General features: G+C 38.1%; 18 protein-coding genes. 3 read left to right on the forward strand and 15 right to left on the reverse strand.

Annotated features, from left to right (window positions below):
* Positions 1–125: 125 nt before the first annotated feature.
* The 4 genes from ACZ76X_RS21440 to ACZ76X_RS21455 all read right to left on the reverse strand — a co-directional run bounded on the left by ACZ76X_RS21440 (position 126) and on the right by ACZ76X_RS21455 (position 2,492).
* The gene (locus ACZ76X_RS21440) at positions 126–698 is read right to left on the reverse strand and encodes a TIGR01440 family protein (protein WP_479851632.1); all 573 of its coding nucleotides are present in this window, start codon (positions 696–698) and stop codon (positions 126–128) included.
* 66 nt (positions 699–764) lie between these two features.
* Positions 765–1,208, reverse strand: a complete 444-nt coding sequence (gene rpiB, locus ACZ76X_RS21445) for a ribose 5-phosphate isomerase B (RefSeq protein ID WP_000869919.1) — start codon at positions 1,206–1,208, stop codon at positions 765–767.
* Between the two features lie 96 nt (positions 1,209–1,304).
* Positions 1,305–1,745: a low molecular weight protein arginine phosphatase gene (locus tag ACZ76X_RS21450; RefSeq protein ID WP_479851633.1), complete on the reverse strand. Its 441-nt coding sequence runs from the start codon at positions 1,743–1,745 to the stop codon at positions 1,305–1,307.
* Positions 1,746–1,994: 249 nt separating this feature from the next.
* A complete protein-coding gene (locus tag ACZ76X_RS21455; RefSeq protein WP_000473666.1) occupies positions 1,995–2,492 on the reverse strand; it encodes a PTS sugar transporter subunit IIA in 498 nt (165 codons plus the stop codon).
* A 386-nt stretch (positions 2,493–2,878) separates the two neighbouring features.
* Between ACZ76X_RS21455 and ACZ76X_RS21460 the strand changes: the two genes are divergently transcribed.
* Positions 2,879–3,265, forward strand: coding sequence for a DoxX family protein (locus ACZ76X_RS21460; protein ID WP_098670014.1), 387 nt, complete (start codon positions 2,879–2,881; stop codon positions 3,263–3,265).
* A gap of 158 nt (positions 3,266–3,423) precedes the next feature.
* A complete protein-coding gene (locus ACZ76X_RS21465) occupies positions 3,424–4,035 on the forward strand; it encodes a flavin reductase family protein (protein ID WP_479851634.1) in 612 nt (203 codons plus the stop codon).
* 311 nt (positions 4,036–4,346) lie between these two features.
* On the opposite strand, the gene ACZ76X_RS21470 is transcribed toward ACZ76X_RS21465, so the two are convergent.
* The 10 genes from ACZ76X_RS21470 to ACZ76X_RS21515 form a co-directional block, all read right to left on the reverse strand.
* Positions 4,347–4,625 carry a DUF3935 domain-containing protein gene (locus tag ACZ76X_RS21470; protein ID WP_087959172.1) on the reverse strand — a complete coding sequence of 93 codons (279 nt, stop codon included), beginning with the start codon at positions 4,623–4,625 and terminating at the stop codon, positions 4,347–4,349.
* Positions 4,626–4,708: 83 nt separating this feature from the next.
* Positions 4,709–4,837 (reverse strand): hypothetical protein, encoded by a 129-nt coding sequence (locus tag ACZ76X_RS21475; RefSeq protein WP_479851635.1) that lies wholly within the window; start codon positions 4,835–4,837, stop codon positions 4,709–4,711.
* Between the two features lie 19 nt (positions 4,838–4,856).
* Positions 4,857–5,405, reverse strand: coding sequence for a manganese efflux pump MntP (locus tag ACZ76X_RS21480; RefSeq protein WP_479851636.1), 549 nt, complete (start codon positions 5,403–5,405; stop codon positions 4,857–4,859).
* Between the two features lie 77 nt (positions 5,406–5,482).
* The gene (locus tag ACZ76X_RS21485) at positions 5,483–6,523 is read right to left on the reverse strand and encodes an L-threonylcarbamoyladenylate synthase (RefSeq protein ID WP_098670889.1); all 1,041 of its coding nucleotides are present in this window, start codon (positions 6,521–6,523) and stop codon (positions 5,483–5,485) included.
* 107 nt (positions 6,524–6,630) lie between these two features.
* Positions 6,631–7,089 (reverse strand): GNAT family N-acetyltransferase, encoded by a 459-nt coding sequence (locus ACZ76X_RS21490; RefSeq protein WP_000758435.1) that lies wholly within the window; start codon positions 7,087–7,089, stop codon positions 6,631–6,633.
* 49 nt (positions 7,090–7,138) lie between these two features.
* Positions 7,139–8,005, reverse strand: coding sequence for a stage II sporulation protein R (spoIIR, locus tag ACZ76X_RS21495; protein WP_479851637.1), 867 nt, complete (start codon positions 8,003–8,005; stop codon positions 7,139–7,141).
* Between the two features lie 111 nt (positions 8,006–8,116).
* Positions 8,117–8,968 carry a peptide chain release factor N(5)-glutamine methyltransferase gene (prmC, locus tag ACZ76X_RS21500; RefSeq protein ID WP_479851638.1) on the reverse strand — a complete coding sequence of 284 codons (852 nt, stop codon included), beginning with the start codon at positions 8,966–8,968 and terminating at the stop codon, positions 8,117–8,119.
* Positions 8,968–10,035, reverse strand: a complete 1,068-nt coding sequence (gene prfA, locus ACZ76X_RS21505) for a peptide chain release factor 1 (RefSeq protein ID WP_029441082.1) — start codon at positions 10,033–10,035, stop codon at positions 8,968–8,970. Before prfA ends, prmC begins: the two co-directional genes overlap by 1 nt.
* 143 nt (positions 10,036–10,178) lie before the next feature.
* Positions 10,179–10,766 (reverse strand): thymidine kinase, encoded by a 588-nt coding sequence (locus tag ACZ76X_RS21510; RefSeq protein WP_000280862.1) that lies wholly within the window; start codon positions 10,764–10,766, stop codon positions 10,179–10,181.
* A 108-nt stretch (positions 10,767–10,874) separates the two neighbouring features.
* Complete coding sequence (locus ACZ76X_RS21515) at positions 10,875–11,120, reverse strand: type B 50S ribosomal protein L31 (RefSeq protein ID WP_000643433.1); 246 nt, start codon at positions 11,118–11,120, stop codon at positions 10,875–10,877.
* Positions 11,121–11,340: 220 nt separating this feature from the next.
* Here ACZ76X_RS21515 and ACZ76X_RS21520 point away from each other — a divergent pair, with 220 nt between their 5' ends.
* Positions 11,341–11,466: a hypothetical protein gene (locus ACZ76X_RS21520; protein WP_479851639.1), complete on the forward strand. Its 126-nt coding sequence runs from the start codon at positions 11,341–11,343 to the stop codon at positions 11,464–11,466.
* 323 nt (positions 11,467–11,789) lie between these two features.
* Here ACZ76X_RS21520 and rho read toward each other — a convergent pair whose 3' ends face one another.
* On the reverse strand, positions 11,790–13,061 hold the full coding sequence (gene rho / locus ACZ76X_RS21525; protein ID WP_001053898.1) for a transcription termination factor Rho: 1,272 nt from the start codon (positions 13,059–13,061) through the stop codon (positions 11,790–11,792).
* Positions 13,062–13,410 lie beyond the last annotated feature (349 nt).

The raw sequence follows: 13,410 nt of genomic DNA on the forward strand, positions 1-13,410 counted from the left end.
TCGAACCTTCATGTTTTCAACTACATTCTAACATGACTTTCTATATCATAAAAGAAAAAAAAGACCGAAAATCGGTCTTTTCTTTCCTCTATGATAAAGTCAGACAACATACCTTATTCGTAACTTTAACGGCAAGTGACAGACTCTTCCTTCGCCGCGTAAACAGCACGTGCTCCACCAATTAGTTTTCCACGTGTTGTTGCCATCGTTACATGTGCACTTCCAATTTCCTTCACACTAGTACGAACCGGAACAGCTACGTGCTTTAAATGCATACCGATAAATGTATCACCAATATCCATCCCCGCATCTGCTTTAATAAACTCAATTACTACCGGATCTTTCAAATTGTGATAAGCATATGTTGCTAATGCACCACCTGCTGATCTAACAGGCGTAACTGTTACAATTTCAAATTGATATTTCATTGCCAACTCTCTCTCAACTACTAAAGCACGGTTTAAATGCTCACAACATTGAAACGCCAACTCAATACCTGTTTGCTCTTGAAATTGTTTTAACTCAGAAAAAATCGCCTCTGCTACTTCCATCGTTCCTGATGTTCCAATTCTTTCTCCTAGTACTTCGCTCGTACTACACCCCACTACAAAAATTTGACCACTTTGTAATGAAGCTTGTTCTTGGAAGTCAGAAAGCGAACTTTGTAGCTGTTCTCTTACCTTTACGATTTCTGTCATTACGCCTCTTCCTTTCACAGGTTGGTTCACCAAATTATATTTCCTACTGCCTCTAGTTAGAATCTATTACTTTGCTTCGTAAGTTTTAATTTTTCCTACGCGGTTTTCGTGACGGCCACCTTCAAATTCAGTTGTTAACCAAATTTTTGCGATGTCACGTGCTAGACCAGCACCAATTACACGCTCGCCCATTGCTAACATGTTTGTGTCGTTATGCTCTCTCGTTGCTCTCGCGCTGAAAGTATCATGAACTAATGCACAACGAATACCATTTACTTTGTTTGCAGCAATTGACATACCGATGCCTGTCCCACAAACTAAAATACCACGGTCTACTTCGCCATTTGCTACCATTTCCGCTGCTGGAAACGCAAAATCAGGATAATCAACAGAACCAGCTTCACATTCACAACCTAAATCAATATATTCAATATTTAACTCCTCTAATAAACTTACAAGTTCTTTACGAATATTCATACCGCCGTGATCAGATGCTACTACTACTTTCATTTTTACCCCTCCAAAGTTTCAATCCATTATCTTCATTTCTCACTTGACCCTTTAATGGGACGAAGTGATCTCCAATATCGTATTATACACGAAACATCAACCTTCTGAATGTTTTTTCAGTAAAGTTTGTACAAGTTTTTCCATCTCTTCTAACGTTTCTTTATAAATAGAGAGAGATCCGCCGAATGGATCTGAAATATCCTTACTTGTCCCCTCAGTTACTCCATATAATGTATCTACTTTCCCTTCCACACTCGGATAATGCCCAAGGATAATTTGCTTATGGTTTTCCGTCATTGTTACTACAATATCTGCCCAATCAATTAAGGCTTCGTTTACCTGCTGCGAAGCATGATCGATTGCAATCCCCTTTTCAGCTAAGGCTTCCTTTGCATGTACCGACGCATCACTTCCAGGATAGGCGAAAACACCAGCAGATTGCACTTCAAACTTGCCTTCTCCATGGTGACGCAGTAACGCCTCAGCCATCGGACTACGGCATGTATTTCCAGTGCAAACAAATAATACTCGTTTCATTTAAACCCACCCCTTCTCTCTACTTCCTACCCTTTATCATAGCGTAAATTAAAATAGAACAAAAGAAATGTGAATATACGAAAGACGCATTTCTCTTATATTTTTTCTAAGAAAAATGCGCCTTATCCACATATATGTGAAACCCTATTTCCAAGTGCCCAAAGTATTTTACCATACATAAGGAACAGACTACAAAACAAAATAAGGAATCCATTTCATACGAAACGGATTCCTTTCATTTAATAATAATTATTTCATTGTAACTTTCATTACCTCTGTTGAACCTTTTGTAGCAGTTACACCTACAGTTGTTTTAATAGACTCAGCTGCATCTGTGTTTGTAATAACGATTGGAGTAATTGTGCTTTTCGCTTTTTCGCGAATTAATTCTAAGTCGAATGAGATTAATTTATCTCCAGCTTTTACAGCTTGTCCTTCAGAAACGTGAGCTTCGAAACCTTCACCTTCCATTTTTACAGTTTCTAATCCAACGTGGATTAAAATTTCTGTACCGTTTTTCGCTTTAATTCCAATCGCATGTTTCGTGTGGAATAATTGTACGATTTCGCCATCAACTGGAGATACAACTACACCTTCAGTAGGATCGATTGCAACACCGTCACCCATCATACGACCAGCGAATACTGGATCTGGTACTTCTTCAATATTTTTTACTGCTCCAGTTAATGGAGCTACGATTGTTTCTTCATTTGTTTTTGAACCAAGACCGAATAATTTTTTAAACATAGGATAGTCCTCCTTATAATTTACCTAAAAGTTTATAGGGCAATCTCTATTAAAGATCTGAATAAACGTAAGACCTCATACTTCGAATATTATACTGTAAAAACGCTTTCGAAATAAATTACGTCATTACTACTAGACTCTTATTGTAGCGTCTCACAAAATTCCAGTCAATTCTGATTGTCTGAATAACAATAAGAAGTTAACTTCTACTTATATTTTCTCTTTTTTTATCCAACTTGTCTAGAGGTCTTTACTACATTTTATTTTTTGTTGTTAATTTGTAAAATTTAATTCAAATTTTTTTCGAAATCCACTTGACTAAAGTAAGTAACTATTTTATTATTACTTACGTAAGGTAAGTTAATAACTTTTAGGATGTTTTTAAAATGATGGATTTCGGTCTTCTTATTATTCGTCTTATTATAGGTATTACATTCATGGGTCATGGTGCTCAAAAATTATTTGGTTGGTTCGGCGGTTACGGTTTAAAAGGAACAGGTGGCTGGATGGAATCAATCGGTTTACGCCCTGGTGTATTTATGGCATTTATGGCTGGTGCAACTGAATTACTAGGTGGTTTCTTATTTGCATCAGGTATTTTCATTGCAGTTGGTTCATTGTTTATCGTTGGAACAATGTTAATGGCAATCTTCACTGTTCATGGAAAAAATGGTTACTGGGTGACACAAAACGGATATGAATACAATTTAATGTTAATCGCTGTTGCGATTGGTGTAGCTTTAATCGGACCTGGCGCATACGTTTTATTATAATTTTTATCTTGAATTCGAGATTATTTAAATGGAACTTACTTCATTACGATTGAAGTAAGTTCTTTTTATGTAACAAAATATTATTTCCAGCAGGAGTTTTCCACTAACATCTTGTAAACAAACAATAAGTCATCATATTTAGAAAGGGGATTTCAATCATGTTATCCATTAATCCAAATGAACAAACGGAAAAAGAGAATTACAAATTATTAACGGGAAGTATCATTCCACGCCCTGTCGCATTCGTTACTTCTGTAACAAAAGAAGGCGTATTAAACGGTGCACCATACAGTTATTTCAACATTGTTGCTGCAAATCCACCACTTATTTCAGTTTCTGTCCAACGGAAAGCAGGAGAAAGAAAGGACACTTCTCGAAATGCAATTGAAAAAGGTGAGTTTGTCGTACATATTTCCGATGAATCTTACGTAGAAGCAATTAACGAAACAGCAGCTAACCTCCCGCCAAATGAAAGTGAAATTGAACTAGCAAAATTAACACCAATTGAAAGTGATGTCATCTCTGTTCCAGGTGTAAAAGAAGCAAATATTCGAATGGAATGCGTACTAGAACGTGCAATTCCTCTTGGTGGAACAGAAGACTCACCAGCATGTGATTTACTAATTGGACGTGTCGTTCGTTTCCACATCGCAGAACACCTATACGAAAAAGGTCGCATTCACGCAGAAGGACTCAAACCAGTAAGCCGCCTAGCAGGACACAACTACGCAAAACTAGGAGAACAATTTGAGTTGGTAAGGCCCGTTTAAAAGTGGAAGTGGCCCGTTTAGCTCTGACCAGCTAAGGTTCTCTCGCACAAAAGGTGCTTTTTACCTTTATTGCGGGAGGTTCTTAGATGCGAAGAGCTGGCCACTGGAACTGGATAATGTCTAAAAGCGGATGCGACTCGCTCAGAATGGGAGGAGGATGGAGCTTCTGACGTAGAGGCGCTTTTTGCCTCGTAGGAAGACGCGAAGCCACCGACCATTCTAGCCGCTGGAGCTGGATATATCTAAATACAGAATGAAAGCAATTACGTTCATCAAACATAAAATCCCTTGCTAAATAGCAAGGGATTTTATCATTGTAATTCTTCTTTCTTTTCCTCTAAAGTAGGTACTTTCTCTTTTTTCGGTTTCCCAAGCTTAATTACGAAGAAGTAAAGGGAAAGCAATGTAATTAGAAAAACAATTAAAAACGGGTATGGAGAATAAAAAGCACGCGCTGCCTCCGTTTTTCCCGCAACAAACTTCAATGACTCAATATCCAAAAACTCAGCAAACATTTGTACACCGAGCATACTAAACCAAAATACAAAAAAACTAATAATAATACCAAAAACTTGCTTCAATCTCGTCATCATCTCATCCTTTCTATATGTGGAATTTTTTAGCGCAATTAGTATAGTACAAACAAAACTATGCACAGAAAGGAGCTATCTTACTATTCGCGAACCAACTTAACCCAACCTAAAATTGAAATTTGCAAAATAATACCCCAAATAACAAGCAGTCGTAACCACCTCGGAAAGAAAGTTACAAATCGAATATACCATTCCAATAACTTGTTCATAACGCCCTCCTCCTTAAAATTATATAGGAAAAAGGAGATATAATCCAAATCCAACCAAAATGATACCACCTACTATCTCGCCATATGTACCGAGCACATCTTTCGCATGTCTCCCAATGAATAAACCAATCCACGCTAATAACATACTAACAAATCCAAAAAGTAATATCGTAATAATTGTCTGCGCCCCATAAATACCAAGACTAAGACCTACTGAAAAACTGTCTATACTAACCCCAAATGCAAATACGAATAAACTAATTCCAATAGGGGCCGTTCTAGTCTCTTCATTCTCCAAGATAGATGAATATACAATATAAAATCCTAATCCGATTAATAAAATAGCACCTGCAAAATGTGCAATGTCTCCATACTGTTCTGATAAAAAACGACCTAATACCATCCCTATAAATGGCATGATAATATGAAATATCCCTATCGTCACACCGATATACAGGATTTGTCTTACCTTTAAGGTCATCATTCCCATACCAAGACTTACCGAGAACGCATCCATCCCTAAGGCGAATGCCATAATTATTAAAGGTATTAGCTGTTCAAACGTCATTCATGTCCCTCCTCGGACGTGCTACTTCAAAATATGCTTATCCGAGGAGAAATATTCTGTTTGCTAATCGTACCTTATCATTCAGTAATAATTTGATGTCCTGCCGCTTTTGTTAATCGATTCATAATGGCATTCCCTATTCCTTCATTCGGGAATGATTCACTAAAAATAACATCCACTTCACTTGCATCAAACGTTCTAAGTACATCATATAATTTAGTCGCAACGCTAGCTAAATCGCTTCGAACACCACAAGACAATACAACATCCGCACTATATACGTGCTGATACTCTTCTGTCGTTAATACACCTACTTTGAATCCTTCTTCCTTCTTCTCATCCACAAGGCGTTGAATAAATTCACGTGAACCTTCAACAATACTTAGCGGCGCTTTCGGTGCATAATGTGTATATTTCATTCCAGGTGATTTCGGTTTTTCCTTCTCATCCTTTAAAGCCGGATCTAAAGAAACCGTGCCGATTACCGATTCTAATTGTTCTTTCGTAATCCCACCTGGGCGTAATATCGTTGGAACAGCACTCGTACAATCAATTACAGTCGATTCAACACCTACTCCTGTTGCACCACCATCTACAATACCTGCGATTTTCTCATTTAAATCTTCATATACGTGAGACGCTAACGTCGGACTTGGACGCCCAGAACGATTTGCACTCGGTGCTGCAACAGGTACATTTGCTTCTTCAATAAGAGCAAGCGCTACTGGATGATCAGGCATTCTTACTCCAACCGTATTAAGTCCTGCCGTTACCTTCTCTGAAATTCCTTCTTTTCTAGGTAAAATAATTGTTAACGGTCCTGGCCAAAAATGCTCCATCAACTTCTCAGCAACTGGCGGAATTTCCTTCACAATCCCATCTAACTGCGATTTTGTACCGATGTGGACAATCAGTGGATTATCACTCGGTCTTCCTTTCGCCTCAAAGATTTTCGCGATCGCTTCATCATTCATTGCGTTTGCACCTAGTCCATATACTGTTTCGGTAGGGAAGGCAATCGCCTCGTTTTCCCTTAATAATTTCGCTGCTTCTTGTAACTGTGGATAATATTTTTTTCTTTCCACAACATTATCCACAACCCACATATTTGTATGCATTTTTTCCCACGTCCTTTTCTACCCTGAAATACTGTCTATTTTTAGTTTACTATGAGATTTATCCAAAAGACAAACAAGGTTTATCCACAAAATGTGGATAAACCTAATTAATCCGTGGATAACTTTGTGAATAGCTGACAATTTAGTATTATTGCATTTGGCTCTTTTATATTTTTACAAAAGTGTTCTAACTGTCGAATTCCCTCTGGTACGTTTTCTTTCTCTATAGTAACAAAGTCAAAAAACTGAAAGATTGTTATAGATTGTGGATGATTTGTTAATAAGTACAATTGTCGAATATTTTTTTCTTTCATATACTGCAAAAACATTTCGAAAAAATATAAGAAAGTCTGTTTATCCACATTAGGTGTGAATAAACAAGAACGAATAAGCGCGTTTTCTTCACTTTGTTCATATCCGATGACAGCCCGTATTTCTTCCGCCTCTTCCAAAATCATAAATTGCGCGTACAACTCATTTATTTTATCATCTTTTTTGTTAGCTTGTCCGAAAAAAGAATGCAATCTTTCCACATCTGCTTTCGTCGCAAAATATACCTTCTTCATAATAAATCCCTCCTCTTTTTTATATATGAGAAGGGATTTACGAATAGTACTATTTAGAGAATAAAGATGTAAAAGCTTCTACAATAAATAACTTAACTTCTGGCTTTTCTTCTTCCTCCTCTATTTTTACGTACTCATTTTGTTTTTCTTGTTTTTGTTCCACAGGTTTCTCCACTTTTTCCACAGGTTTTGTTTCTTCTTTACTTACAGGTTGTTCTTCTACCTTTGTTTCATTTTTTACTACTTTCTTTTCAGAAGCTGTTACTTTTTTTGCGACTTCCTGCTTTACAACTTTCTTTTCTTTCACCTCGTCCTCTTTTTGCTCTTCTGCATTTACTACTTCTTCATCATCTATTTGTTTTACTTGCTCCTCTTCAGGAGATTCAGCCTTCACAACATGTTCTTCTTTCCTTACAGCTGTACCACTTGAAAAATCTAAGAAACACATCGGTGGAAATAATACACACCACCAGTTTGCCCCTTCACCTTCCCCAATTGTAATTAAGACTGCTTCATATTGCCCTGCCGGATAAATAAAATTCCCATATACCTTTGTAGGAAACTTTACATTTTTACTGAATTTCACTTGAAATGAATCTTTACTTCCTTCTTTCTTTAACGTATTTGCCACTGTTTTTTCGATTTCTGGAATATGACTTTGAATAACTTTACGTGCCTCTTCAAATGAAGTTAAATCCGCTACCCATCCATCAATCTGTGCTTTTACTTCATCACGTACTTTACGCTTTAACGCCTGATCTTTATCTGAATCGCTATTTGCTAAAATTCGTAATCGAACGGCCTCTTTCGGAATAACTGAAGGCCCTTTCGCATCAGCTTTCATATATCCAAACTGCACAAGTAACTGTGCACCAATTAATAATAGAAGAAGATAAGCAATAACTTGTTTTTTCATTTCCTCCACCGTCCCTTCTACAAACAGTGTGGACAGACTTTCATGTTTCTAAACTATTAAATTCAAAATCTATATAAATTTTCCCACAAAAAATAGAGTAAGGCGTGAACCTTACTCCATCTCTGCAAATACCATACGATCTTTTCCATTAATATCAAAAACAACCTCAACATGAGCATGTGGAAAAGCTTGTTGTAACAGCTCTTTCACGTCCTCACCTTGCCCTACTCCAATTTCAAATGCCACAATTGCTTTCTTCTGCAACACATTCGGCAACTCTTCCATAAAACGGCGATAGAAATCTAATCCGTCTTCACCACCAACAAGTGCTCTCTTTGGCTCATGCTCTTTCACCACAGGAGAAAGACCACGCCAATCCTCTTCTGGTATATATGGAGGATTTGATACAACAACATCTAACTTTTGATCCGTTTCATAAAATGGCGATAATAAATCACCATGATAGAACGTTACTTCTGCGCCCAAAGTTTTTGCATTTTCTTTTGCAACTTCAATCGACTCCTGCGCAATATCTACCGTATACACATGAAGATTTTTATTCTCTAAAGCAAGCGTAATCGAAATCGCTCCACTACCTGTACCGATATCTGCTACATGTAGTTTCTCATCACCAAAATGGCGCTCGATTCTTTCTAACACTCCTACTATAAGCTCTTCTGTTTCTGGTCTTGGTATTAACACTTCTTCATTCACAAAGAACGATCTTCCATAAAACATTTCATAACCAATCATATATTGAATAGGAATACCTTCTACATGCTTGTGGATAAACTCTGTAAAACTTGTTTCTTGTTCCGCAGTTATTTCTTCACGCATATTCATCAATAATCCTGTTCTATTCGTCTTTAATACATGACAAAGGACAATTTCTCCCGCATTTTCATCTCGTCCATTCTCCTGTAAAAAAGAAGAAGCCCATTTCAGGGCTTCATAGACACGCATTACTCAGCTGCCTCCATCCTTTGAGCCTGATCTTCCATCACTAAGGCATTGATGAAATCATCTAACTTACCTTGTAAGATTTGATCTAGCTTTTGAATCGTTAAGCCGATTCGATGGTCTGTAACACGGTTTTGCGGGAAGTTATACGTACGAATACGCTCTGAACGATCGCCCGTACCAACAGCTTGTTTACGGTTTTGATCATACTCTGCTTGTGCTTCTTGTCTAAACTTATCATAAACACGTGCGCGTAATACTTTCATCGCTTTTTCTTTATTCTTAATTTGTGATTTCTCATCCTGACATGATACAACTACACCAGTCGGTAAATGCGTTAAACGTACCGCTGACATCGTTGTATTAACGCTCTGTCCACCAGGTCCACTAGAAGCGAATGTATCAACACGAACATCTTTCTCATGAATATCAATTTCTACTTCTTCTGCCTCTGGTAATACAGCTACAGTTGCTGTAGATGTATGGATACGTCCACCAGATTCCGTTTCAGGAACACGTTGTACACGGTGAGCGCCGTTCTCGAATTTCAGCTTCGCGAAAGCACCTTTACCGTTAATCATAAAGATAATCTCTTTATATCCACCTAACTCTGTATAGCTAGCCTCGATAATCTCCGTTTTCCAACCTTGTACCTCAGCGTAACGGCTATACATACGGTATAAGTCACCAGCAAATAAAGCGGCCTCGTCGCCACCAGCAGCTCCACGAACCTCAACGATAACGTTCTTATCATCGTTAGGGTCTTTTGGTACAAGTAAAATTTTCAGACGCTCTGATAATGTTTTTTCTTGTGATTCTAACTCAGAAACCTCTTCTTTTACCATTTCACGCATTTCTGCGTCTAACTTATCTTCTAACATCGCTTTCGCATCTTTTAATTGCTCACGAACATCCTTATACTCACGATACACCTCTACCGTTTCCTGTATATCAGACTGTTCCTTTGAATATTCACGAAGCTTATTTGTATCGCTAATAACCTCTGGGTCACTTAACAATTCATTTAACTTCTCATAACGATTTTCTACAGCTTGCAAACGATCTAACACATCATTCACCTCTACATCCTAGTATCTAATACAAATAGTATATGGTACTTACTCAAAAAAACGCAAATTATATTTAAAAGCACAAGCGGCTCACACCACTCACACTCTCTATTCTGAAAAAAACCCGCCTTGCGCAGCGAGTTTTACTTATCTTTGTTTGTAGGCACTGCATGACAATGACGACAGCGTGGTTCATACGATTCTGAAGCCCCGACTAAAATAATCGGATCATCAAATGCCGCTGGTTCTCCATCAATTAATCGTTGTGTACGACTCGCTGGAGATCCACATGCAGAACATACTGCTTGTAGTTTTGTTACATGTTCAGCAATCGCCATCAGCTGAGGAACTTGTCCAAATGGTAGACCACGGAAATCTTGGTCTAAACCAGCTACAATGACACGATAGCCACGATTTGCCAATACTTGCACCACTTCCACAATGTCCCCATCAAAGAATTGCACTTCATCGATTGCAATTACATCCATTTCTTCAGTGATATGTTCAAATATATCTTTTGAAGCTGAAACAGGAACTGCTTTTACCTTTAATCCGTTATGTGACACAACGTCTTCTTCACTATAGCGATTATCAATACATGGTTTAAATACAATTGCATGTTGTTTCGCAAATTGCGTACGACGCACACGGCGGATAAGCTCTTCTGATTTACCAGAAAACATACTACCGCAAATCACTTCAATCCAACCGTTCTGATTTATTAAGTACATGAAGCTCTCCTTTCATCTACTTTTTAGTTAAAAGTAGGGTAAAGGTATAATATTTTCGCAAAAAAAACAGACAAGCGAATAGATACACTTGCCTGTTTTATGTTTTTATTACTTAAGACCGTATTTCTTATTGAAGCGGTCAACGCGTCCGTCTGCAGTAGCAAACTTCTGACGTCCAGTGTAGAATGGGTGAGAATCAGAACTGATCTCAACTTTTAGTAATGGATAAGTGTTACCATCTTCCCACTCAACAGTTTCGTTAGATCCTTTAGTAGATCCGCTTAAGAATTTGAAGCCTGTGTTTGTGTCCATGAATACAACTTTCTTGTAATCTGGGTGAATTCCTGCTTTCATTCTTTTCATCTCCTTCCGCCCTGAATCATTTTCGAAACAGAGTTTTTCATCTTCAGCTGCATACACAACTATATTGATGAAACACATATGATGAAATTATAACAAGGCTAACTTCATTTTGCAACTACCTGTTTTTGTCTTTTTAAATTTAAAGTGGAGACGGCTCACTCAGCTCTGACTGGCTAAGGTTCTCTCGCATAAAAGGTGATTTTTACCTTTAATGCGGGAGGTTCTTAGACACGAAGAGCTAGCCGTCGGAACTGGATACCTTTTAAAAGCAGAAGCGGCTCGTTTAGAATGTGAGGGGGATGTAGCTTCTGACGTAGAGGCGCTTTTTGCCTCGTAGGAAGACGCGAAGCCACCTACCATTCTAGTCGCTGGAGCTGGATACTATCTTAAAGTGGAGCCAGCCACCGGAACTGGATATCATTTAAAAGCGCAAGTGGCTCGTTCAAAAGCCAGGACACTTCAAACTCTCGACCTTGAAGTGCTCTTTGCTTCGAGCGAGAGAGTGAAATGACCGGAGATTCTAGCCCCATCAACTTAAATAAGAGCCAACCCATCCGACTAGAACGAACTAATGCCCTTCCACTCATCTCTCTTTAACATCACCTAAAAAATATAAAAAACTCGCTTACCATAAAATAAGCGAGTCCCAATCTTTTCCCTTTACTTCGTTGTTACATATCTTTTCGAATCTGCAACAATGTTTTGTAAAAATTCTTCATTTGTCTTTGTTTGACGAAGTTTACGCAAGAAACCTTCAACAAAGTCTGGTGTATCGCGCATTGTTTTACGAATACCCCATAGCTTGTCTAAATGTTCTTTCGGAATTAATAGATCTTCTTTACGTGTACCAGAACGACGAATATCAATTGCCGGGAAGATACGACGCTCAGCTAATGAACGATCTAAGTGAAGTTCCATATTTCCAGTTCCTTTAAATTCTTCGTAAATTACATCGTCCATACGAGATCCTGTATCAACAAGCGCTGTTGCCAAGATCGTTAAGCTACCGCCTTCTTCAATATTACGAGCAGCTCCAAAGAAACGCTTTGGTCTATGGAAGGCAGCTGGGTCGATACCACCCGATAATGTTCTACCACTTGGTGGAATAACAAGGTTGTAAGCTCGCGCTAAACGGGTAATACTATCCATTAAAATAATAACATCTTTCTTGTGCTCTACAAGACGCATTGCACGTTCTAACACAAGTTCCGCTACTTTAATATGATTTTCTGGTACTTCATCAAAAGTAGAGCTTACAACATCTCCTTTAACAGAACGTTCAATGTCTGTTACTTCCTCTGGACGCTCATCAATTAAAAGTACAATTAATTCAGCTTCCGGATGATTTGTTGTAACACTGTGTGCGATTTCTTTTAATAGACTCGTTTTACCAGCCTTTGGAGGCGCGACAATTAAACCACGTTGTCCAAATCCAACTGGTGCGATTAAATCCATGATGCGTGTCGGTAACTTTTTCGGTTCCGTTTCCAATTTCATTTGGCGATCTGGGTATAATGGTGTTAATGCAGGGAAATGCACACGCTCTTTTGCTGATTCTGGATCATCTCCGTTTACAGCTTCAACTTGTAATAATCCAAAATAGCGTTCATTTTCTTTCGGAGGTCGTACTTTACCAGAAACCTTGTCTCCATTACGTAAATCGAAACGACGAATTTGCGAAGCTGAGATATAAATATCTTCTGAGCTTGGAGAGTAGTTGATAGGACGTAGGAATCCAAATCCTTCTGATTGAATAATTTCTAATACGCCTTCCATGAAGAAGAAGCCTTCTTTTTCTGCTCGAGCTTTTAAAATGGCGAAGATTAACTCTTTTTTCGTTAATTTGCTATAATACGAAATCTTAAACTCCTTCGCAAGCTCGTATAACTCTTTTAATTTCATGTTTTCTAATGCTGCAATTGACAAATTCATTCAGACACCACACTTTAACATTATTCTCTTTTCACATGGGTAAAGGGAAAAAATACGGAAGGCAAATAATTAATAATGAAAGGCAATAAGTTCAAGTAGGGTAATATTCACTATTGTAACCCTTTTATCTAGTTTTAATCAATACGTTGGAACACAAATACAAGAAGCGAAGACAAGAAAATTTGTCTTCGCTTTTTATTTCATCCAGCTTCAGCAGCTAGAATGGTCGGTGGCTAGAAGGGGCAGTCATTTCATCCCTTCCTGCGAGGCACAAAACGCCTCTTCGTCAGGAGTTCCATCCCCCTCCCATTCTGAACGAGCTGCTTACGCTTTTTACTTAAATCCGGTT

Source organism: Bacillus sp. BC05(2025), assembly GCF_056725905.1.